Below are 21,150 nucleotides of genomic sequence, written 5' to 3'. Positions count from 1 at the left end.
TCCAGCGACATCCGCAGCCTGGGCTACAAGAGCTACGTGGACTACAACGTGGGCGTGTCGTACGACTTCGGCAACGGCCTGGCGCTGGCCGGCTCGGTGCAGGGCGCCAACAAGAAGAGCTCGTACCTGGCGGTGGCCAATCCCGGCTACGACTTCGGCTTCGGCACCTTCGGCCAGACCACCTATTCGCCCAACAAGGCGCGCTTCATCGTTACGCTCAGCAAGACGCTGTAAGCAGGCACAAGAACAAGGTGCGGCCCAAGCTGCCGCACCATTCATTCCATCCAAGAAGGAGAAAGTCATGAAGCTGGTCACAGCCATCATCAAACCGTTCAAGCTCGACGAGGTGCGCGAAGCCCTCTCGGCCATCGGCGTGCAGGGCATCACGGTCACGGAGGTCAAGGGCTTCGGCCGCCAGAAGGGCCACACCGAGCTGTACCGCGGCGCGGAGTACGTGGTCGACTTCCTGCCCAAGGTGAAGATCGAGGCGGCGGTCTCCGACGACCTCGTCGACCGCGTGATCGAAGCCGTGGAGGGTGCGGCGCGCACCGGCAAGATCGGTGACGGAAAGATTTTTGTCTACAACCTCGAGCAGGTCGTTCGCATCCGCACCGGTGAAACCGGCCGCGAAGCCCTCTGATCCAGCCCGGAAAACAACAACCATGAAAAAACTGCTTGTTTCTCTCGCGCTCGGCCTGAGCCTGCTCGCCGCAGGCACGGCGAGCTTCGCCCAGGCGCCTGCTGCTGCCACGCCCGAGGCGCCCGCGGCATCGGCGCCCGCAGCCGCCGCACCGGCACCCGCGGCCGCCCCGGCCGCCGCCGCGCCTGCAGCTGCTGCCGAAGCAGCGCCCGCCGCGGCGCCTGCCGCTCCTTCGTTCAACAAGGGCGACACCAGCTGGATGATGCTGTCCACGCTGCTTGTCATCATGATGACCATCCCCGGCCTGGCGCTGTTCTACGGCGGCCTGGTGCGCAGCAAGAACATGCTGTCGGTGCTGATGCAGGTGATGGTCACCTTCTCGATGATCGTGGTGCTGTGGCTCATCTATGGCTACAGCCTCGCGTTCACCGAGGGGAATGCCTTCTTCGGCGGATTCGACCGGCTCTTCATGAAGGGCGTGTTCGATCCGGCCACCGGCGTGTTCGCGCCCGGCGCCACCTTCAGCAAGGGCGTCTACATCCCCGAGCTGCTGTTCGCCGCCTTCCAGGCCACCTTCGCCGGCATCACCTGCTGCCTGATCGTGGGTGCCTTCGCGGAGCGCGCCAAGTTCTCGGCCGTGCTGCTGTTCATGGTGATCTGGTTCACCTTCAGCTATGCGCCGCTCGCGCACATGGTCTGGTTCTGGATGGGCCCTGACGCCTATGCCAGCAAGGACGTGGTCGACGCCATGAACGGCAAGGCCGGCCTGATCTGGCAATGGGGCGCGCTCGACTTCGCAGGCGGCACCGTGGTGCACATCAACGCCGCCGTGGCGGGCCTGGTCGGCGCCTACGTGATCGGCAAGCGTGTCGGCTACGGCAAGGAATCCTTCACGCCGCACTCGCTCACGCTCACCATGGTCGGCGCTTCGCTGCTGTGGGTCGGCTGGTTCGGCTTCAACGCAGGTTCGGCCCTCGAAGCCGGCACCAGCGCCGTGCTCGCCTTCATGAACACCTTCTCGGCCACCGCCGCGGCCGTGCTCGCATGGTGCATCGGTGAAGCGCTGATGCGCGGCAAGGCCTCGATGCTGGGTGCCGCTTCGGGTGCTGTCGCAGGCCTTGTGGCCATCACCCCGGCTGCCGGCAACGTCGGCCTGATGGGCGCGATCATCATCGGCTTCATCGCCGGCTTCGCCTGCCTCTGGGGCGTCAACGGCCTCAAGAAGATGCTCGGCGCGGACGACTCGCTCGACGTGTTCGGCGTGCACGGTGTCGGCGGTATCGTCGGCGCGCTGCTCACCGGCGTGTTCAACACCCAGTCACTCGGCGGCCCCGGCCTCGTGGGCGACTGGGTCACGGCCAGCGTGGTGTCCAACGGCATCGGCGCGCAGGTCTGGATCCAGCTCAAGGGCGTGCTGCTGACCATCGTGTGGTCGGGCGTGGTGGCGTTCATTGCCTTCAAGATCGCCGACCTCACCATCGGCCTGCGTGTGTCGGAAGAAGAAGAGCGCGAAGGCCTCGACATCTCCTCGCACGGCGAGACCGCATATAACAGGTAACCCCAAAAAATAGGCAACCCCCCAGTCTTCGCGCACTTCGTGTCGCTACGCCAACCCCCCTGCTGGGGGCAACACCAGAGGCCCGGCAAAGCCGGTTCCTCGGTGTTTCTGGAAGAAGGCATGCGGTGTACAGGCTGGCTATAAGAATTACACGGAACTCTTTTTCAGCGAGGTCTCCTTTGGATGTTCAGCCCGCGAGCGCTTCGGCGCCAGCGGGCTTTTTTTTGCCTGCGTTTTTCCTCTGGAGCGGCGATGCCCGCCCATGCACAATTCCGGGCATGTGGACCTCCATCGACAACAGCCTCTGCGAGCTCGGCGAATCGCCGTTCTGGCATCCGCGGGAACGCGCCCTGTACTGGCTCGACATCCCGGGCCGCGCCGTGCTGCGAACGCGCGGCGAGATCGGCACGCCTTCCGCCACGGTCGAGCGCTGGGCCTTGTCCACCGAGCCCGGCTGCATGGCACCGGCGCGCAGCGGCGGCCTCGTGATTGCGCTGCGCGACGGCATCTACCGGGCGCGCGAGTGGGGCGGTGAACTCGTTGCCATCGCGCGCGTGGAGCACGACGTGCGCACCATGCGTTTCAACGACGGCAAATGCGATGCGCTCGGCCGCTTCTGGAGCGGTTCGATCAACGAGGCCAAGGACCGCGCCAACGCCGCGCTCTATTGCCTCGACGCGCGCCCCGGCCGCGGCGTGGCGCCGACCCTCACGCTGATGGCCAACCAGGTGACCACGGCCAACGGGCTCGCGTTCTCGCCCGATGCGCGCACCCTGTACTGGGCCGATACGCCCGCGCACCAGGTGCGCGCCTGGGACTGGGACGCCGAGGCCAACACGCTCTCGCAACCCCGCGTGTTCCGCCAGTTCGACGCCAAGCCCGAAGGCTGGACCCCCGATTCGCCGATGCTGCGCTACGCAGGCCGCCCCGACGGCGCCACGGTCGATGCGCAAGGCCACTACTGGGTTGCGATGTTCGAAGGCGCCCAGTTGCTGCGCCTCGCGCCTTCGGGCGAGACCGTGGCCGCCGTTCCCGTTCCGGCGCAATGCCCCACCATGCCCTGCTTCGGCGGCGACGACCTGAAGACCCTCTTCGTCACCACCGCCCGCAAGGGCCGGCCCGCCGCCGAGATCGAGCGGCTGCCGGCCTCGGGCACGGTGGTCTCCATGCGCGTCGACACCCCGGGCCTGCCGGTCGCCTTCTTCGAAGATTGAGCGGCCCCCGCATGGCCCTGCAGCACATCCCGCCCATCCAATGCCTGCTGACCTTCGAGGCCGTGGCACGGCTGCGGCATGCGGGCCGCGCGGCCGATGAGCTGTGCGTGACCGCCAGCGCCGTGAGCCACCGCATCCGCCAGCTCGAGGCGCACGTGGGCTTCAAGCTCTTCGGCCGCGGCGACTTCGGCCTCACGGCCGACGGCGCGGCCTACCTCGCCAACGTGCGCACCGGCCTCGCGGCGCTGCAGGCCACGCCGCTGAGCGCGGCAACGCAGCGCGCCACGCGCCTGCGCATCGCCGTCACGCCCACCTTCAGCCGCGTGTTCCTGATGCCGCGGCTCGAACTGTTCCGCAACATCTACCCCGACATCGAGCTGGTGCTGCAGGTGTCGATCCCGCTGCTCGACGTCACGGCCGAACAGGCCGACCTCGAGGTGCGCTACGGCAGCGGCGCGTACGCCGATTGCGAGCACCGGCTGCTGCTCGAGGAAGAGGTGCTGCCCGCCTGCAGCCCGAGCTACCTCAACGAATTCGGCCCGTTCGATGGCTTTCGCACCGCGGCGGAAATTGCGAGCGCGCGGCTGATCCGCAGCCCGCTCGAACCCTGGGGCACCTGGTTCGCGAGCTGCGGCCTCGACCAGCCCGAGCCGCACGTCGGCTCCCAGTTCAACGACCTGGGCCTGGTGTACGACGCCGCGGCCAGCGGCTTCGGCGTGGCGCTGGTGCGCCAGAAGATGGGCGCCGCCTGGTTCGAATCGGGCCGGCTGGTGCCGCTGTCCGACCGGCCCGTGCCCTCGCCGCACCGCCACACCATCTGCTGGCAGCCCGGCACGCTCGATCGCTGGGAATGCGCGGCTTTTGCCGACTGGCTGGCGCTGGCGCTGCGCTGAGCCGGCGGCCGGCGAAATTCTCTCAAGCCCGGCGCAAAAAAGCTTCAACCCGGCGCCGCCGCATTTTGCGTAGAGTGCAGGGCACCACGAGAGACATCCATGAACGCGCCGCTCACCGCCGCCCAGCACGATTCGCTGCAGAAAACCGACCGCCAGTCGCAGATCGTGCGCGCCCTGCAGGCCCACCTGCCGGCCCACGCGCTGATCTGGCACGCCGAGGACACCACGCCCTACGAGTGCGATGGCCTCACCGCCTACCGCCAGCGCCCGCTGGTGGTGGCCCTGCCCGAGACCGAGGCGCAGGTGGCGGCCGTGCTCAAGACCTGCCACCAGCTCGGCGTGCCCGTGGTGGCGCGCGGCGCGGGCACCGGGCTTTCGGGCGGCGCCATGCCGCATGCGCTGGGCGTGACGCTGTCGCTTGCCAAGTTCAACCGCATCCTGAAGATCGACCCGGTGGGCCGCACGGCCGTCGTGCAGTGCGGCGTGCGCAACCTGGCCATCAGCGAAGCCGCCGCGCCCTTCAATCTCTACTACGCGCCCGATCCGTCGAGCCAGATCGCCTGCACCATCGGCGGCAACGTGGCCGAGAATTCGGGCGGCGTGCACTGCCTCAAGTACGGCCTCACGCTGCACAACGTGCTGCGCGTGCGCGGATTCACGGCGGAGGGCGAGCCCGTCGAATTCGGCGGCGAGGCGCTCGATGCACCGGGCCTGGACCTGCTCGCGCTGGTCATCGGCAGCGAAGGCATGCTGGCCGTGACCACCGAGGTCACCGTCAAGCTGGTGCCCAAGCCGCAGCTCGCGCGCTGCATCATGGCCAGCTTCGACGATGTGCGCAAAGCCGGCGATGCGGTGGCCGCGGTGATTGCGGCCGGCATCATTCCCGCGGGGCTCGAGATGATGGACAAGCCGATGACCGCCGCCGTCGAAGACTTCGTGCACGCGGGCTACGACCTCGATGCGGCCGCGATCCTGCTGTGCGAATCCGACGGCACCGCCGAAGAGGTGGAAGAAGAAATCGGCCGCATGACGGCCGTGCTGCGCTCCTCCGGCGCCACCGCCATTGCGGTGAGCACGAGTGAAGACGAACGCATGAAGTTCTGGAGCGGCCGCAAGAACGCCTTCCCCGCCTCGGGCCGCATCAGCCCCGACTACATGTGCCTCGATTCGACCATTCCGCGCAAGCGCCTGGCCGACATCCTGCTGGCCATCCAGCAGATGGAGAAGAAATACAACCTGCGCTGCTGCAACGTGTTCCACGCGGGCGACGGCAACCTGCATCCGCTGGTGCTGTTCGATGCCAACGACCCCGACGAGCTGCACCGCTGCGAGCTCTTCGGTGCCGACATCCTCGAGACCAGCGTCGCCATGGGCGGCACCGTGTCGGGCGAGCATGGCGTGGGCGTGGAAAAGCTCAACAGCATGTGCGTGCAGTTCACCGCGGCCGAGAACGAACAGATGTCCGGGGTCAAGCGGGCCTTCGACCCGGCCGGCCTGCTGAACCCCGGCAAGGTGATCCCCACGCTGCAGCGCTGCGCCGAATACGGCAAGCAGGTGGTGCGCGGCGGCCGGCTGCCGCACCCCGACCTGCCGCGCTTCTGAGAACGACGACAAGAACACGGACGATGGAACCCGCCCTCCGCCAGATCGCCGAGCGCATCCGCGCCGCGGCCGCCGACGCCACGCCCCTTCGCATCCGCGGCGGCGGCACCAAGGACTTCCATGGCGAGACACCGCACGGCGAAGTACTGAGCACCACCGCGTTCACCGGCATCACGAGCTACGAACCCAGCGAACTGGTGGTCACCGTGCGCGGCGGCACGCCGCTCGACGAACTCGAAGCCGTGCTGGCCGAAAAAGGGCAGTGCCTGCCTTTCGAGCCGCCGCACTTCGGCGCGGCGGGCGCGGGCACTGTGGGCGGCATGGTGGCCGCCGGGCTCAGCGGCCCAGCGCGTGCCAGCGTCGGCGCGGTGCGCGACTACGTGCTGGGCGCGACGCTCGTCAATGGCCGCGGCGACGTGCTGAGCTTCGGCGGCCAGGTCATGAAGAACGTGGCCGGCTACGACGTCTCGCGCGTGCTCGCGGGTTCGCTCGGCACGCTGGGCGTGATTGCCGAAGTCAGCCTCAAGGTGCTGCCCGTCGCGCCGGCCGAGGCCACGCTCGAATTCGCCTGCAGCCAGGCCGATGCACTGCGCCTGCTCAACGAATGGGGCGGCCGGCCGCTGCCGCTCAATGCGAGCTGCTGGTTCGAACAGGCGGGCACCGGCATCCTGCAGCTGCGCCTGCGCGGCGCGGTCGCAGCGGTGGAAGCCGCCTGCGCGCACCTCGGCGGCGAGCGCAAGGACAACGCGCAGGCCGCGGCGCACTGGCAGGCGCTGCGCGACCAGCGGCTGCCATGGTTCGACACGGGCGCGAACGCACTGTGGCGCCTGTCGGTGCCGCAGACCGCATCGGCGCTTGCATGGGGCGATGGCGCCGCGCCGCTGGTCGAATGGCATGGCGGGCAGCGCTGGTACCAGGCGCCGCCCGCGCAGGCCGCGCGCATCCGCGAAGCCGCGCGCGCGGCGGGCGGGCACGCCACGCTGTTCCGCATGCCCGCGGGACACGCCGCGGACAACCGCGTGCCGCGCTTCGACGCACTGAGCGCGCCCGTGGCCCGCATCCACCAGGCGCTGATGCACGAATTCGATCCGCATCGCATCTTCGATCGCGCACGGCTGCTTGCCGGCGCCTGAAAAACCAAGAACACCCGCGATGCAAACCGAACTCGCCCCCGAATTCCGCGGCACCGACGAAGGCCGCGAAGCCGAAGCCATCCTGCGCAAATGCGTGCACTGCGGCTTCTGCACCGCCACCTGCCCCACCTACCAGCTGCTCGGCGACGAGCTCGACGGTCCGCGCGGGCGCATCTACCTGATCAAGCAGGTGCTCGAAGGCAAGGCCCCCACGCGCAGCACGCAGCTGCACCTGGACCGTTGCCTGACCTGCCGCAACTGCGAGAGCACCTGCCCGAGCGGCGTGCAGTACGGCCACCTGGTCGACATCGGCCGCAAGATCGTCGACGAGAAAGTGCCGCGCCCGGCCATGGAGTCGGCCACGCGCTGGCTGCTGAAGGAGGGGCTGCCGTCGCCGCTGTTCGGCCCGGCGATGAAGCTCGGCCAGTCGGTGCGCGGCCTGCTGCCCGACGCGCTCAAGGCCAAGGTGCCGGCCAAACAGGAGGCCGGCGCCTGGCCCGCCGCGAGGCATGCGCGCAAGGTGCTGATGCTCGCAGGCTGCGTGCAGCCCTCGATGATGCCCAACATCAACAGCGCCACCGCGCGCGTGCTCGATGCGGCCGGCATCCAGGCCGTGATCGCGCCCGAGGCCGGCTGCTGCGGCGCCGTCAAGTTCCACCTCAACGACCAGGAGGGCGGCAAGGCGCAGATGCGCGCCAACATCGACGCCTGGTGGCCGATGGTCGAGCGCAACGAGGCCGAAGCCATCGTGATGAACGCCTCGGGCTGCGGCGTCACGGTGCGCGAATACGGCCACATCCTGCAGCACGACGCGGCCTACGCCGCCAAGGCCGCGCGCATCAGCGAGCTGACGCGCGATTTGAGCGAGCTGCTGCCCGATCTGGTGCCTGCGCTGAAGGCCCGCGTGCGCGCGCCGGCCGGCGTGGTCGCCTACCACCCGCCCTGCACGCTGCAGCATGGCCAGAAGCTGCGCGGCGGCGTCGAGACGCATCTGCGCGCACTCGGCTTCGACGTGCGCGTGGCCTTGAACGAATCGCACCTGTGCTGCGGCTCGGCCGGCACCTACTCGGTGCTGCAGCCCGAACTGGCCTACCCGCTGCGCGACCGCAAGCTCGGCCACCTGGAGCAGCTGCAGCCGAGCGTCATCGCCTCGGCCAACATCGGCTGCATCACGCACCTGCAAAGCGGCAGCCGGGAGACGCCCGTGCGGCACTGGGTGGAACTGCTGGATGCGGCGCTGGCAGCGGCCTGATCGCACACCGAAGAGCGCTCTGGTCCGACTCGCGCCAAGGCGATTCGCGCCGCATCATGGCGGCACCGATTTTCCAAGGAGCAAGCCTCATGTCTTCCGTTCCAGCTTTCATCGCCTCCAGGACCTTGCGGCGTGCCTTGCTGGCTCTCGCCTGTGCGGCCGGCGTCTTCGCAGTGCAAGCCCAGTCGGCCATGCCGCAATGGAAGGGCGAGGGCGCGGTGCGCTATGTCTGCGGCGGCATCGGCTCGGACGAATCGACCGCGATGCGCGCGGCCATGAAGGAGCATCCGCTGGCGCTGCTGTTCGCGCGCTCCGACGGCGCCTATCTGGCGGATGTCCAGGTCGACATCAAGGGCGCCGACGGCGCGCCTTCGCTGGGCCTGCGCGCCAGCGGGCCGGTCTGCCTGGTCGACCTGCCGGCGGGCCGCTACACCATCGACGCTGCCATGGCCGGCAGTGCCAAGAGCCAGACGGTGACGGTGGGCGGCGGCTCGAAGACCGTCGATTTCAGGTTCTGAGCGGGCCTCAGCCCGCCGCCAGCGCCGCCTCGATGTCGCGCGCGATTGACGCGGGCGTGTCCAGCGGTGCATAGCGCTTGAGTACCCGCCCGTCGCGGCCGACCAGGAACTTGGTGAAGTTCCACTTGATGGCCGTGCTGCCCAGGAGGCCCGGCTTTTCCTTGGTGAGCCATTGGTAGAGCGGCGCGGCGTTGCTGCCGTTGACGTCGATCTTTTCCATCATCGGAAAACTCACGCCGTAGTTGGTGGTGCAGAACGCGCCGATCTCCTCGTTGGTGCCCGGGTCCTGCGAGCCGAACTGGTTCGACGGAAAGCCCAGCACCACGAGCCCCTGGCTGGCGTACTTTTCGTACAGCTCCTCGAGCCCTGCGAACTGCGGCGTGAAGCCGCATTGGCTGGCCGTGTTGACGATCAGCAGCACCTTGTCCCGGAAGTCCGAGAGCTTCACGTTCTTGCCGTCGATCCGCTTGGCTTCGAAGTCGTAGATGCTGGTGGTCATGGCGCTGCCTCGGTCAGGTGGGGGACGAAAGCCGATCATCGCCCCGCGCCGGCGTTCGCGCAAACGCCGACCACACGGCGGCCAGCACGATCAGCGCGCCGCCCGCCAGGATGCGCGGATCCATCTGGGCCGCGCCCAGCGCCACGGAAGAGACGCTGGCAAAAAGCACCTCCGACAGCATGATCACCGCCGTGGCGCTGGCCGCCAGCCGCGCCGCGCCGTACTGCAGGCAGACGTTGGCCACCACGAAGCCGGTGCCCAGCAAGGCCGCCCACCCGATCCAGCCCGGCTCCGCGGCAAGCGGGGAGCCGAAGGCGCCCAGCAGGGTGCCGGCCGCCGCCGCGATGGCCGCCACCGTTGCGCATCCGCAGAACATGGCCAGCGCGCGCGATTCGCCGGGCGCGTCGCGCAGGTGGCGCAGCACGATGTTGGTCACGGCAAAGCTGAAGCCGGCTGCCAGGCCCAGCCAATCCGGCAGGCTCGAGGGCACCGGCCATTCGACGCCGGGCGTCTTGAGCACCACGGCCACGCCGGTCAGCGCCAGCGCCACGCGCGCGAGCGCGCCGCCGGTGGGCCGCTCGCCCAGCACGGCCCAGCCCAGCAGCACGCTCCACAGCGGCATCAGGTAGAACAGCAGCACCACGCGCACCACGTCGCCCTGCGTCACCGCCCAGTTGAAGCCCAGGTTGGTGAAGCCCGCCGCCAGGCCCAGCAGCACCAGCATCGGATACGCCGCGAAGCCGCGCCAGGCGTGCCGGCGAAAGAAGCCCATCACCGCGGAAATGGCCACGTAGATGATGCAGGTGGTCCAGACGGGGTGCAGCCCGTGGCTTTCGATGTGCCGGAACGGGAACCACGAAACGCCCCACACAAAGGCGTTGAAAATCAATGCAAGAGCAGGCATGAAGACGGAATTTTCGTGGAACACCGCGGAACCGGCTTTGCCGGGCCGCTGGTGTTGCCCCCGGTGAGGGGGAAGGCGAAGCGACACGCAGTGCGCGAAGCCTCGGGGGTGAGCCCAGGACTACCGCGGAACCGGCTTTGCCGGGCCGCTGGTGTTGCCCCCGGTGAGGGGGTGGGCGAAGCGACACGAAGTGCGCGCAGCCTGGGGGAGGTCAATGATGCTTGTCGCTGCGGGCGATGGCGAGCAGGTGCTCGACTTCCTCGGGGTATTTGCGCAGGTTGTGATGATGCCAGCGCTGGATCAGCCACATGCAGCCCGCCACCACGCCGCCGAAGGCGCCGATGGCCGCAAAGGCCGACAGGCCCAGGCCGGTGCAGGCGCTGTAGAAGCCGCCGAGCAGCAGGATGCAGGCCTGTTCGTTGAAGTTCTGCACGGCAATCGAGCGGCCCGCGCCCATGAGGTTGTGGCCGCGGTGCTGCAGCAGCGCGTTCATCGGCACCACCAGGAAGCCGCCCAGCCCGCCCAGCAGGATCAGAAAGGGCACCGCGATCCAGACGTTGCCGATCAGGTTCATGCTGATGACCAGCAGCCCCATGCCGATGCCCATGGGAATCACGCGCGTGGCCATGTCCAGCCGCATGCGCATCGACGCGACAATGGCGCCCACCGCCATGCCGATGGTGACCACGCCGGTGAGCGCCGTGGCCTGCGTGGTGTTGTAGTCGAGCGCAAGCGCGGCCCAGGCCAGCACGATGTACTTGAGGTTGGCGCCCGCGCCCCAGAACAGCGTGGTGGTGGCCAGCGAGATCTGGCCGAGCTTGTCGCGCCACAGGCGTGCGTTGCAGTGCCAGAAGTCGGGCAGCAGCGAGAACATGTTGCGCGCCAGGCCATGCGCCGGATTGGCGCGCAGCGGCCGCATCTCGACGCCGGTGTGCGGAATGCGCGTGTTGAACCAGGCCGCCAGCATGTAGACGAAGATCAGCACCGAGATGGCCGCCTCGGCCGGTGAATCGACCCCCGTGTTGATCAAAGGCATGTCGAACGACAGCAGCCGGCTGGAGACCGCATGCCCCACCAGCGAGCCGCCGAGCACGATGCCCAGCAGGATCGAGGCGATCGTGAGCCCTTCGATCCAGCCGTTGGCTTTTACCAACTGCGAAGCGGGCAGCAGCTCGGTCAGGATGCCGTACTTGGCCGGCGAATAGGCCGCCGCGCCCAGCCCCACGATCGAATACGACAGCAGCGGATGCGAGCCGAACAGCATCATCAGGCAGCCGATCACCTTGATGGCGTTGCTGATGAACATCACCCGCCCCTTGGGCAAGGCGTCGGCGAAGGCGCCCACCAGCGGCGCCAGCACCACGTAGAAGACGGCAAAGATCGGCACCAGCGCCGCGCGCTGCCATTCGGCCGCGCCCGTGCTTCGCATGAGCTCGACCGCCACGACAAAGATCGCGTTGTCGGCCAGCGACGAAAAGAACTGGGCCGACATGATCGTGTAGAAACCGCGCTTCATCGATGGGCTGGCTGGCCAGGAAGGTGCTGGCAGTAGTGAGAAAGTGTCGCGTCTTTTGGGCGAATGGGCGGTTATAGCATGGGGGTACGACAGCGAAATCAGCGTTCCCATCCTGGACGGCCTGGTCCGGGAAGATGCTAAAACCCCATCTGTTCACCATTCGACGCCCCCCAATGCCGCGCCCCATTCTCGCCACTGTCCACACCGCCGCACTTCGCCACAACCTCGACCGGGCACGGCGTGCCGCGGTCGATGCCCGCGTCTGGGCCGTGGTCAAGGCCAATGCCTATGGCCACGGCATCGAGCGGGTCTATGAAGGCCTGCGCGGCGCCGACGGCTTTGCGCTGCTCGACCTGGCCGAGGCCGAGCGCGTGCGCGCCCTCGGCTGGCGCGGGCCGGTGCTGCTGCTCGAAGGCGTGTTCGACGCGCGCGACCTGGAACTGTGCTCGCGGCTCGACCTGTGGCACACGGTGCACTGCGACGAGCAGATCGACATGCTCGCGGCCCACAAGACGCTCAAGCCGCAGCGCGTGTTCCTCAAGATGAATTCCGGCATGAACCGCCTGGGCTTCGCGCCCGAGCGCTTCGGCTCGGCCTGGACGCGGCTGAACGCGCTGCCGCAGGTCGACGAGATCTCGCTGATGACGCATTTCAGCGACGCCGACGGCGCGCGCGGCATCGCGCACCAGCTGGAGGTGTTCGAGCGCGTCACGCACGACCTGCCGGGCGAGCGCTCCATCGCCAACAGCGCCGCCACCTTGCGCCATGCCCGGCAGACCCGCGGCGACTGGGTGCGCCCCGGCATCGTGCTGTATGGCAGCGCGCCCGATTTTCCCGAGCACGACGCGGCGCACTGGCAGCTGCAGCCCACCATGACGCTCTCGACCAAACTGATCGGGATTCAGTCGCTGAAGGCCGGCGACACCATCGGCTACGGCTCCAACTTCACGGCCGACGGGCCGCTGACCATCGGCGTGGCCGCGGTCGGCTATGCCGACGGCTATCCGCGCCACTGCAACACCGGCACGCCAGTGCTGGTGAACGGCGTTCGCACCCGCATGGTGGGCCGCGTGAGCATGGACATGATCACCGTCGACCTCACGCCCGTGCCCGAGGCGAAGTTCGGCACCGAGGTCACGCTGTGGGGCCGCTCGGCCGTGAGCGGCGCGGTGCTGCTCATCGACGAGGTCGCGCAGGCCGCCGGCACCGTCGGCTACGAGCTCATGTGCGCGGTGGCGCCGCGCGTGCCCTTCGCCCCGGCCGACGACGAATGAAGGTGCTCTCCAACTGGCGCTCGGTGCGCCTGTGGGAGACGCAGCTCGAGCGCGACCTGCACCGCAACTACAGCCTGCGCACGCATGGCATCCTGATCGGCAGCTTCACGCTGCTGCTGATGTGGGGCGTGTCGGCGCTGCAGATGCATGTGTTCGGCGTGCAGTCGCTGGCGGTGCGCTATTTCCTCACGCTGGGCGTGGGATATCTCGGCTACCTGGGGGTGCTGCGCTGGTGGGCCCGGCGGCTGGTCGAGAACCGCGCCGGCTTCAACCTCGATGCGGGTGACGTCGTCGATGCGGGCGATCTGGCGTTCGATGCGGGCGGCAGCCCGGCCGGCGGCACCGGCGGCAGCGCGCTGTCCGATGCAGCCAGCGGCGCGCTCGAGGTGGCGGGCGCCGCGGACGAAGGCGCCGTCGTCGTGGTGCCGGTGGTCGCCATCTTCCTGATCTGCACGGCCATCGTGCTCGGCGCCGGTTCGCTGGTGCTGCTCTACTTCAGCTGGGACGCGCTGCTGGCCGTGGCCGTCGAGGTGGCGTTCTCGTACGTGTCGGCGCGCGCCGCGGTGCGCGTGGCGCGCGAAGGCTGGCTGATGGCGGCCGTGCGGCTGACGTGGAAGCCGCTGCTGGGGGCTGTCTTTTGTGCGGTGGTCCTCGGCGCCGCGCTCGACCATTTCATGCCCCAGGTCAATTCGCTGCCCGAGGCGGTGCGGGTCCTGCTGAAGAAGCACTGAGCTTCTTCCGGTGGCTGCATTGTGGGTGGCCGCGATGCCTGCCTGCGCCTGACCGGTCGATCGTCATACGCAGTCCGTCGGATGGTCTGGCGCCCGCAGAGCCACCACACTCGCGGCATGGCTGAACCACTTCCCGCACCCGCATTCCCTCTCGAGTACGAGCTTTTCAACACCGTCACCGAGGCGGCGCGCGCGGCACTGGAGTCCGTGCTGATCGAGTCGATCGAACGCCGCAAGGAGTTCGGCGCCATGATCTGCCAGCAGGGCAACCAGTTCTTCGCGATGCCGCCGCGCGAGGGCGACACCAACACGGTCGACGTCGGCCACCGCCTCGGCAACGGAGGCTGCCCCGAGGGCACGACGGCGGTGGCTTATTACCACACGCATCCGGCCTACAAGGGCGCAGGCTTCAACATGGAGCCCGACCGCTTCTCGCCCGAGGACCGCGGCGTCGCGAACGACATGAAGATCGACGCCTACGTGGGCAGCGTCTCAGGCCTGTTCCTGCGCTACGACCACCGCCTGCGCAAGATCATGGTGGCCGGACCGCGCCTGCGCAACGCCCGCGACCTGCCGCAGCCGGTTCCGGTGAAGAAGCCCGCGCCGAAGACGCTGCGGCGACGCATCATCCCGGCGCCGCGGCTGCTTTGAAGCGCGTGCGCCGGCGCCCCGCGGCGCTCAATACAGCCCGAGCTGCCGCATCTTCAGCCGCGCCAGCCCCAGCAGCGCATCGGTGAACGGCGTGGCCACCGCCGTCAGCTCGCCGAGCTCGCGCACCACGGTGACCAGCGCATCGAGCTCCACCGAACGCCCGGCTTCCACGTCCTGCAGCATCGAGGTCTTGAACGCGCCGAGCTTCATCGTCACCGCATGCCGGTCTTCGGGGCTCTGGGTGATCTCGATGCCGATGCGCTGTCCGATCTCCTTGGCCTCGAGCATCACGGCCGAGATGAAGCCGCGCACGTAGTCGTCGCCCATGATCAGGTCGGTGGTGACGCCCGTGAGCGCGCTGATCGGGTTCACCGTCATGTTGCCCCAGAGCTTGAACCACACGTCCTTCTGGATCTGCGGCGACAGCGTGGCGTCCAGGCCCGCGCGCTGCAGCAGCGCGACCAGCTTCTGCACGCGCGGCGTGGCTTCGCCCGAAGGCTCGCCCACGATCAGCCCGTTGCCGAAGTGATGCCGCACCACGCCGGGCCCGTCGAGCGAACAGCTCGCGTGCACCACGCAGCCGATCACGTTGCGCGAGGGAATGGCCCTTGCGATTGCGCCGTCGGGGTCCACGGCCGCCAGGCGGTGGCCGGTGATGGCGCCGCCGAAGCCGCCTTCGAGGAACCACCACGGCACGCCGTTCATCGCCACCAGCACCAGGGTGTCGGGCCCGATCAGCGGTCCGATGCGTTCGGCCACGCCGGCCAGCGCCGGCGCCTTCACGGCGATGACCACGAGGTCCTGCGTGCCGAGCGCTTCGGGGTCGGCCACTGCGTTGACCGGCACGCGCGTGCGCACGTCGCCGCGCATCAGCGAAAGGCCGCCTTGCTGCAGTGCCTCGAGCGTGGCGCCGCGCGCCACCACGTTGAGCCGCTCGCCGGCCTGCGCCAGGCTGGCGCCGATCCATCCGCCGATCGCGCCGGCGCCGTAGATGCAGATCTTCATGTCAGTTCTTGTAGCTGGCGTCGATGCGGTCGATCTGGCGCACCAGCGCGTCGAACACGTCCTGCCCCGCGCCATGCTCGGGGCTGAACTGCAGCGCATCGCGCGTGCAGCGCTGCGCGATCTCCTCGCTCACCGGAATGGCCGCGCCCATCGAGAAGGTGGCCATCTGGATCTCGCAGGCGCGCTGCAGGGTCCAGAGGATCGCGAAGGTCTGCGGCAGCGTCTGCCCCCAGGCCAGCAGGCCGTGGTTGCGCAGGATCACGGCGTTGCGGTCGCCGATGCTCCTGAGCAGGCGCGGGCCCTCGTCGGCGTGGATGGTGATGCCCTCGAAGTCGTGGTAGGCCACCATGCCGTGCAGCTGCGCGGTATAGAAATTGGTCTGCTGCAGGCCGCCCTGCAGGCAGGCCACAGCCACGCCGGCCGTGGTGTGCGTGTGCATCACGCAATGCGCACCGGGCAGGCCGTCGTGGATGGCGGCGTGCACCGTGAAGCCGGCCGGGTTCACCGGATGCGTCGAGCCGTCGAGCACCTTGCCGTGCAGGTCGATCTTCACCAGGTTGCTGGCCGTGACCTCGCTGTAGTGCAGGCCGAAGGGGTTGATGAGGAACTGCTTCTCCCCGCCCGTCACGCTGTCGGGCAGCCGAAGGGTGATGTGGTTGTAGATCATTTCCGTCCACCCAAGCATCGCAAAGATGCGGTAGCAGGCCGCGAGCTGTTCGCGCGCGGCGCGCTCGTCGGGATGGATCGAGGGATGGACCGGCGCCGACGGCGGCACGCGGGTGGCGAGTGTGGTGTTCATTGCAGTTCCTTTCAGATGACGCTTGTCTTGTCCCCGAGCTCTTTGCGGGGAACACCGCGGAACCGGCTTTGCCGGGCCGCCGGTGTTGCCCCCTTGAGGGGGAGGCGGCTACACGCAGTGAGCCGCTTCGGGGGTGGGCTAGCCCTCCGCGGTGAAGCCGACCTCTTTCACGATCGGCGCCCACTTGGCGGTGTCTTTCTTGAGCAGATCGGTCAGCTCGGCGGGCGTGGAGGACATGGCTTCCAGGCCGAAGGTGCCGAGGCCGTCGATCACGTCCTTCTGCGCCAGCGCGTTCTTCATCGAGGTGTTGAGCTTTGCGACCAGCTCCGGCGAGGCCTTGGCGGGCAGGAAGAAGGCGAACCATTCGCTGTGCGCCATGTCCTGGATGCCCTGTTCGCCGAAGGTTGGCACCTCGGGCGCGAAGCGGCTGCGCTTGGCGCCCGAGATGCCCAGGATGCGCACCTTGCCCGAGGCCAGGTGCTGCGTGATGTCGCCGATCGGGCCCGAGACGGCCGAGATGTTGCTGCCCAGCAGGTCCAGCATGGCCGGCTGCGTGCCGCGGTAGGCCGCGTGCTTGAGCTCGACGCCGCCCTTCTTGCCCAAGAGCGCGCCGATGAAGTGCGGCGTGGAGCCCGCGGCCGGCGAGCCGAAGTTGGCGCCGGCCGGGTTGGCCTTGGCCCAGGCCAGGAACTCGGGCACCGTCTTCACGCTGGCGGGCACTGCGGGGCCGACTGCAAAGCCGAAGTCGAAGATGCAGGCGATGCTGACCGGCGTGAGGTCGACCATCGGGTCGTACGGCAGCTTCTTGTAGATGTGCGGGTAGATCGTGAGGATGGAGGTGGGCGTCTGCAGGATGGTGGCGCCGTCGGCGGGCCGGCCCTTCACGTAGCTCACGGCGATCTGGCCGCCCGCGCCGGTGCGGTTTTCGACCACGGCGGCCTTGGCGTAGTCGGGGCTGAGCTTCTGCGCGATGCGCCGGCAGGTGGTGTCCGAGGTGCCGCCGGCCGCAAAGCCGGTGACGATGGTGGCGGTTTCGAGCGAGGCCTGCGCGAAGGCGCGCTGGCCCAGGCTGGCGAGCAGCGCCGAGGCGCCGGTGGTCTGCAGCAGCTGGCGGCGGGTGAAGGTCATGGTCTGTCTCCGGGGTGTTGTGGGTTGCGTTTCACTCAAGACTCGTCGCGCAGCCAGGTGACTGCGCCCGAATGGGTCACGGCGCCCTGGTGAGCGGGCCGCACGGTGAGCGCGTATTTTTCCAGCAAGCCGCGGTGCGGGACCCCCGCGTTTACCTGACGTCGGGAGAGCCGCAGTGCAATCTCTTCCGCCGTCAGTTCCACCGAAATGGCGCGCGCTTCGGCCCGCGCGTCGATGGCGATCATGTCGCCGTCCTGCAGCGCCGCAATCGGCCCGCCGTCGGCCGCTTCGGGCCCCGCATAGCCGATGCACAGGCCGCGCGTGGCGCCCGAGAAGCGCCCGTCGGTCAAAAGCGCCACCTTGTCGCCCATGCCCTGGCCGTAGAGCAGCGCGGTGATGCCCAGCATCTCGCGCATGCCGGGACTGCCCTTCGGGCCCTCGTTGCGGATCACGATCACGTCGCCGGGCTGGTAGCGGCGGTTCTGCACGGCGGCCTGCGCTTGTTCCTCCGAATCGAAGACGCGCGCCGGGCCGCGGTGCACCAGCGTCTGAAGGCCCGCGGTCTTGAGCAGCGCGCCGTCGGGACAGAGGTTGCCCTTGAGCACGGCCAGGCCGCCGTCGCGCGTGATCGGATCGCCTGGCGCGCGCACCACGCGGCCGTCGGGCGCGGCGGCATCGGCCAGTTCCTCTGCCAGCGTGCGGCCGGTGAAGCTGAGCGCATCGCCGTGCACGAAACCCTGCTCCATCAGCGTGCGAAGGATGACGCCCGCGCCGCCGATGTAGAACACGTCGCGTGCCAGGTACTGCCCGCCCGGGCGCAGGTCGGCGATGAGCGGCGTGCGCGCGAACACCTCGGCCACGTCGTCGAGGTGGAACCTGATGCCGGCCTCGTGCGCGATGGCCGGCAGGTGCAGCGCGGCGTTGGTCGAGCCCCCGGTGGCCGACACCACGGCGCAGGCGTTCTCGAGCGCCTTGCGCGTGACGATGTCGCGCGGCAGCGGGCTGTCTCCCAGCACCGCCTTCATGAGGTTCTTCGCGGCGCGGCGCATCAGTGGTGCGCGTTCGCTGAACACCGCCGGCACCATGCTCGAGCCGATGGGCGCGAGGCCCAGCGCTTCCGACACCATGCCCATGGTGTTGGCCGTGAACTGGCCCGCGCAGGCGCCGGCCGTGGGCAGGCAGGCGCGGCTCATGGCGTCGAGCTCGCCGTGTGTGGCGGTGCCGGCCAGCACCTTGCCGATGGTTTCGTAGGTATCGACCACATTGAGGTCGCGGCCGTCCGGGCCCGGCATCTGCCCCGGCAGCGCCGAGCCGCCATGCACGAACACGCTCGGCACGTTGCAGCGCACCATGCCCATCATCAGGCCCGGCAGGTTCTTGTCGCAGGCGCCGATGGCGAAGATGCCGTCCCACTGGTGGCCGCGCGTCGAGGCCTCGACGCTGTCGGCAATCAGCTCGCGCGAGATCAGCGAGAAGCGCATGCCCGAATGCGCCATGGTGAGCCCGTCGCTCACCGACACCACCGGGCATTCGTGCGGCGTGCCGCCGCCGGCGTAGATGCCGGTCTTGGCGTGCTGCGCCTGTTCGCGCAGGTTGAGGTTGCACGGGCTCATCTCGCCGCCGGTGTGGAACACGCCGATGTGCGGGCGCTCGATGTCCTCGTCGTCCTGCCCCAGCGCATGCAGGAAGCTGCGCGTGGTCGCGCGGATCGTGCCTTCGCGGATGGTGGCGGAGCGGAATCGCTTGGGATCGGTCGGGGAGGTCATGGCGCGAAGGAGCGTCAGTAGCCGCTGGGCGTTACGGCGCTCGCGGCGCTCTTGTACCGGGACGACAGCTGCCTGGCCGCCGCCGTGAGCAGGATGGTGTCCACGCCCACCGCCACGAACTGCGCGCCGGCGGCCAGCCACTTGCGCGCCTGCTCCTCGGTGGTCGACAGGATGCCCGGCGCCTTGCCGGCCTTGCGGATGCGCGCGATGGCGTCGGCGATCATGGCCTGCACCTCGGGATGGTTCGGCTGGCCGACGAAGCCCATCGAGGCCGACAGGTCGGCCGGCCCGATGAACACGCCGTCCACGCCCGGCGTGGCCGCGATGGCGTCGAGGTTCTTCATGGCTTCCACGGTCTCGGCCTGCACCAACAGGCAGGTTTGCGCGTTGGCCTCGTGCAGGTAGCGCGGATAGGCCTGCCAGCGCGAGGCGCGCGCCAGGGCGCTGCCCATGCCGCGGATGCCTTCGGGCGGATAGCGCATGCCCTGCACCATGCGCGCCGCCTGCTCGGCGGTGTCGACCATCGGCACCAGGATGGTCTGCGCGCCGATGTCCAGGTACTGCTTGAGCAGCGTGACGTCGCCCACCGGCACCCGCACCACGGGATGCGAGCGTTCCGAATCGGGCTGTGCCGACCAGGCGCTGGAGATGCCCTGCAGCTGCGCGAGCACCGAGCGCACGTCGTTGGGCGCGTGCTCGCCGTCGACCAGCAGCCAGTCGAAGCCGGTGCCGGCCAGGATCTCGGCCGCATAGCCGTCGGCCAGGCCGACCCAGAGGCCGATCTTCTGTTCGCCGGCCTGCATGGCCTGCTTGAAGGTGTTCAGGGGTGTTTGCATGGTGTGTCTTTTAGATGAGACGAAAGGCAATGCTGCCCAGAGGGCCGTAGTCGGCATGGAAGGTGTCGCCGGGCAGGGCGGTGGTGGGCCGCGTGAACGAGCCGCCCAGCACCACTTCGCCGGCTTCGAGGCATTCGTCCCACGGCGCGAGCTTGTTCGCGAGCCAGGCCACGCCCGTGGCCGGGTGGTTGAGCACGGCCGCGGCCACGCCCGACTCCTCGATCACGCCGTTCTTGTAGAGCAGCGCGCTCACCCAGCGCAGGTCGACCGCGTCGGGCTTGACCGGCCGGCCGCCCATCACGATGCCGGCGTTGGCCGCGTTGTCGGCAATGGTGTCGAACACCTTGCGCGGCGCCTTGGTGTGGCGGTCGAACTGCTCGATGCGCGCGTCGATGATCTCGATGGCCGGCACCACGTAGTCGGTGGCGGCCAGCACGTCGAAGATGCTCACGTTCGGCCCCTGCAGCTTCCTGCCGAGGACGAAGGCCAGCTCCACCTCGATGCGCGGCGCGATGAAGCGCTTGAACGGAATGTCGCCGCCCTGCTCGAAGAACATGTCATCGAGCAAGGTGCCGTAGTCGGGTTCGTCGATCTGGCTGGACTGCTGCATGGCACGCGAGGTCAGGCCGATCTTGTGGCCCTTCACGACGCGGCCCTCGGCGATCTTCTGCCTGACCCATTCGCGCGAGATGGCGTAGCCGTCCTCGAGGGTCATTTCCGGAAAGCGCTTGGAGAAATGCTCGACCTGCACGCGCGACCTTTCGCTTTCGTGCAGTTCGGCGGCCAGCTGGGCGATGGTGTCGGCGGTGAGCATGGTTTCTACTTGTTGAAGAGCGGATGCAGGTTGCTGTGCTTGCCGTCGTACACCTGGCCCGGGCTTTCGTCGATCTGCAGTGTGATGCCGATGTGGCGCTTGTCGAAGATCGGTTCGAAATGCGTGCGCACGGCGGCCAGAAGTTCGTCGCCGGCTTTTTTCTTCACGGCCTCCGAGCGCCCCGCGGCCATGCGGATGTTGAGGTACACGAAGGCATAGTCGGCCTTGCCGTCGGCCACCGCGCAGTGCGCAGCGGGATAGGCCAGCACGCGCGTGCCGCCGATGGGGAACACCGGTTTGCCGGTCTCGTCCTGCTGCGCGAGCATGGTGTCGGCCAGCGTGCGGCACAGCGCCGACATGTCGGTCTCGGCTTCGATGTTGGGCGTGTAGAGAATGACGAGGTGGGGCATGGTGCGT

The 21,150-nt window shown here is 68.7% G+C and carries 21 protein-coding genes and 1 pseudogene; 12 read left to right on the top strand and 10 right to left on the bottom strand.

What is annotated here, in order from left to right; translation table 11 throughout:
• The 9 genes and pseudogenes from FB547_RS13515 to FB547_RS13475 all read left to right on the top strand — a co-directional run.
• Positions 1-234 (top strand): annotated as a pseudogene (locus FB547_RS13515) (hypothetical protein); the annotation flags it as partial.
• 67 nt (positions 235-301) lie between these two features.
• Complete coding sequence (gene glnK, locus FB547_RS13510; protein WP_007833403.1) at positions 302-640, top strand: P-II family nitrogen regulator; 339 nt, start codon at positions 302-304, stop codon at positions 638-640.
• A 22-nt stretch (positions 641-662) separates the two neighbouring features.
• Positions 663-2,198 carry an ammonium transporter gene (locus tag FB547_RS13505; RefSeq protein WP_186454156.1) on the top strand — a complete coding sequence of 512 codons (1,536 nt, stop codon included), beginning with the start codon at positions 663-665 and terminating at the stop codon, positions 2,196-2,198.
• A gap of 278 nt (positions 2,199-2,476) precedes the next feature.
• Positions 2,477-3,412: an SMP-30/gluconolactonase/LRE family protein gene (locus tag FB547_RS13500; protein ID WP_145742951.1), complete on the top strand. Its 936-nt coding sequence runs from the start codon at positions 2,477-2,479 to the stop codon at positions 3,410-3,412.
• An 11-nt stretch (positions 3,413-3,423) separates the two neighbouring features.
• Entirely contained in the window at positions 3,424-4,305 is an 882-nt protein-coding gene (locus FB547_RS13495) for a LysR substrate-binding domain-containing protein (RefSeq protein WP_145742949.1), read from the top strand.
• Positions 4,306-4,404: 99 nt separating this feature from the next.
• Positions 4,405-5,907, top strand: a complete 1,503-nt coding sequence (locus FB547_RS13490) for an FAD-linked oxidase C-terminal domain-containing protein (RefSeq protein WP_145742948.1) — start codon at positions 4,405-4,407, stop codon at positions 5,905-5,907.
• A gap of 23 nt (positions 5,908-5,930) precedes the next feature.
• Positions 5,931-7,040 (top strand): glycolate oxidase subunit GlcE, encoded by a 1,110-nt coding sequence (gene glcE / locus FB547_RS13485; RefSeq protein WP_145742946.1) that lies wholly within the window; start codon positions 5,931-5,933, stop codon positions 7,038-7,040.
• A 19-nt stretch (positions 7,041-7,059) separates the two neighbouring features.
• Positions 7,060-8,292: a glycolate oxidase subunit GlcF gene (gene glcF, locus FB547_RS13480; RefSeq protein ID WP_145742945.1), complete on the top strand. Its 1,233-nt coding sequence runs from the start codon at positions 7,060-7,062 to the stop codon at positions 8,290-8,292.
• An 89-nt stretch (positions 8,293-8,381) separates the two neighbouring features.
• Positions 8,382-8,810, top strand: a complete 429-nt coding sequence (locus FB547_RS13475; RefSeq protein ID WP_145742944.1) for a carboxypeptidase regulatory-like domain-containing protein — start codon at positions 8,382-8,384, stop codon at positions 8,808-8,810.
• 7 nt (positions 8,811-8,817) lie between these two features.
• Here the strand turns inward: FB547_RS13475 and FB547_RS13470 are convergent, their stop codons facing one another.
• The 3 genes from FB547_RS13470 to lplT all read right to left on the bottom strand — a co-directional run bounded on the left by FB547_RS13470 (position 8,818) and on the right by lplT (position 11,729).
• Positions 8,818-9,309 (bottom strand): glutathione peroxidase, encoded by a 492-nt coding sequence (locus FB547_RS13470; protein WP_145742943.1) that lies wholly within the window; start codon positions 9,307-9,309, stop codon positions 8,818-8,820.
• A 13-nt stretch (positions 9,310-9,322) separates the two neighbouring features.
• Complete coding sequence (locus tag FB547_RS13465; protein ID WP_145742942.1) at positions 9,323-10,213, bottom strand: DMT family transporter; 891 nt, start codon at positions 10,211-10,213, stop codon at positions 9,323-9,325.
• Positions 10,214-10,424: 211 nt separating this feature from the next.
• Positions 10,425-11,729, bottom strand: coding sequence for a lysophospholipid transporter LplT (lplT, locus tag FB547_RS13450; protein ID WP_145742941.1), 1,305 nt, complete (start codon positions 11,727-11,729; stop codon positions 10,425-10,427).
• 173 nt (positions 11,730-11,902) lie between these two features.
• Between lplT and alr the strand changes: the two genes are divergently transcribed.
• From alr to FB547_RS13435, 3 genes are all read left to right on the top strand, one after another.
• Positions 11,903-13,003 carry an alanine racemase gene (alr, locus tag FB547_RS13445; RefSeq protein ID WP_145742940.1) on the top strand — a complete coding sequence of 367 codons (1,101 nt, stop codon included), beginning with the start codon at positions 11,903-11,905 and terminating at the stop codon, positions 13,001-13,003.
• Positions 13,000-13,734 carry a hypothetical protein gene (locus FB547_RS13440; protein WP_145742939.1) on the top strand — a complete coding sequence of 245 codons (735 nt, stop codon included), beginning with the start codon at positions 13,000-13,002 and terminating at the stop codon, positions 13,732-13,734. Before alr ends, FB547_RS13440 begins: the two co-directional genes overlap by 4 nt.
• A gap of 117 nt (positions 13,735-13,851) precedes the next feature.
• Complete coding sequence (locus tag FB547_RS13435) at positions 13,852-14,385, top strand: DUF4329 domain-containing protein (protein ID WP_186454155.1); 534 nt, start codon at positions 13,852-13,854, stop codon at positions 14,383-14,385.
• A gap of 27 nt (positions 14,386-14,412) precedes the next feature.
• Here FB547_RS13435 and FB547_RS13430 read toward each other — a convergent pair whose 3' ends face one another.
• From FB547_RS13430 to FB547_RS13400, 7 genes are all read right to left on the bottom strand, one after another.
• Positions 14,413-15,390 (bottom strand): 2-dehydropantoate 2-reductase, encoded by a 978-nt coding sequence (locus FB547_RS13430; protein ID WP_145742937.1) that lies wholly within the window; start codon positions 15,388-15,390, stop codon positions 14,413-14,415.
• Between the two features lies 1 nt (position 15,391).
• Positions 15,392-16,189, bottom strand: coding sequence for a class II aldolase/adducin family protein (locus FB547_RS13425; protein ID WP_145742936.1), 798 nt, complete (start codon positions 16,187-16,189; stop codon positions 15,392-15,394).
• 138 nt (positions 16,190-16,327) lie between these two features.
• Positions 16,328-17,317 carry a Bug family tripartite tricarboxylate transporter substrate binding protein gene (locus tag FB547_RS13420; protein ID WP_145742935.1) on the bottom strand — a complete coding sequence of 330 codons (990 nt, stop codon included), beginning with the start codon at positions 17,315-17,317 and terminating at the stop codon, positions 16,328-16,330.
• A gap of 35 nt (positions 17,318-17,352) precedes the next feature.
• Positions 17,353-19,083, bottom strand: a complete 1,731-nt coding sequence (gene ilvD / locus FB547_RS13415; RefSeq protein ID WP_145742934.1) for a dihydroxy-acid dehydratase — start codon at positions 19,081-19,083, stop codon at positions 17,353-17,355.
• 14 nt (positions 19,084-19,097) lie between these two features.
• Positions 19,098-19,919: a 4-hydroxy-2-oxoheptanedioate aldolase gene (gene hpaI / locus FB547_RS13410; protein ID WP_145742932.1), complete on the bottom strand. Its 822-nt coding sequence runs from the start codon at positions 19,917-19,919 to the stop codon at positions 19,098-19,100.
• Positions 19,920-19,929: 10 nt separating this feature from the next.
• Entirely contained in the window at positions 19,930-20,733 is an 804-nt protein-coding gene (gene hpaH / locus FB547_RS13405; protein ID WP_145742930.1) for a 2-oxo-hept-4-ene-1,7-dioate hydratase, read from the bottom strand.
• 5 nt (positions 20,734-20,738) lie between these two features.
• The gene (locus FB547_RS13400; RefSeq protein ID WP_145742928.1) at positions 20,739-21,143 is read right to left on the bottom strand and encodes a 5-carboxymethyl-2-hydroxymuconate Delta-isomerase; all 405 of its coding nucleotides are present in this window, start codon (positions 21,141-21,143) and stop codon (positions 20,739-20,741) included.
• Between the last annotated feature and the right edge of the window lie 7 nt (positions 21,144-21,150).

Source organism: Variovorax beijingensis, from assembly GCF_007828835.1.
Lineage (GTDB): Bacteria > Pseudomonadota > Gammaproteobacteria > Burkholderiales > Burkholderiaceae_C > Variovorax > Variovorax beijingensis_A.
This window is presented reverse-complemented; position numbering and strand designations above follow the sequence as displayed.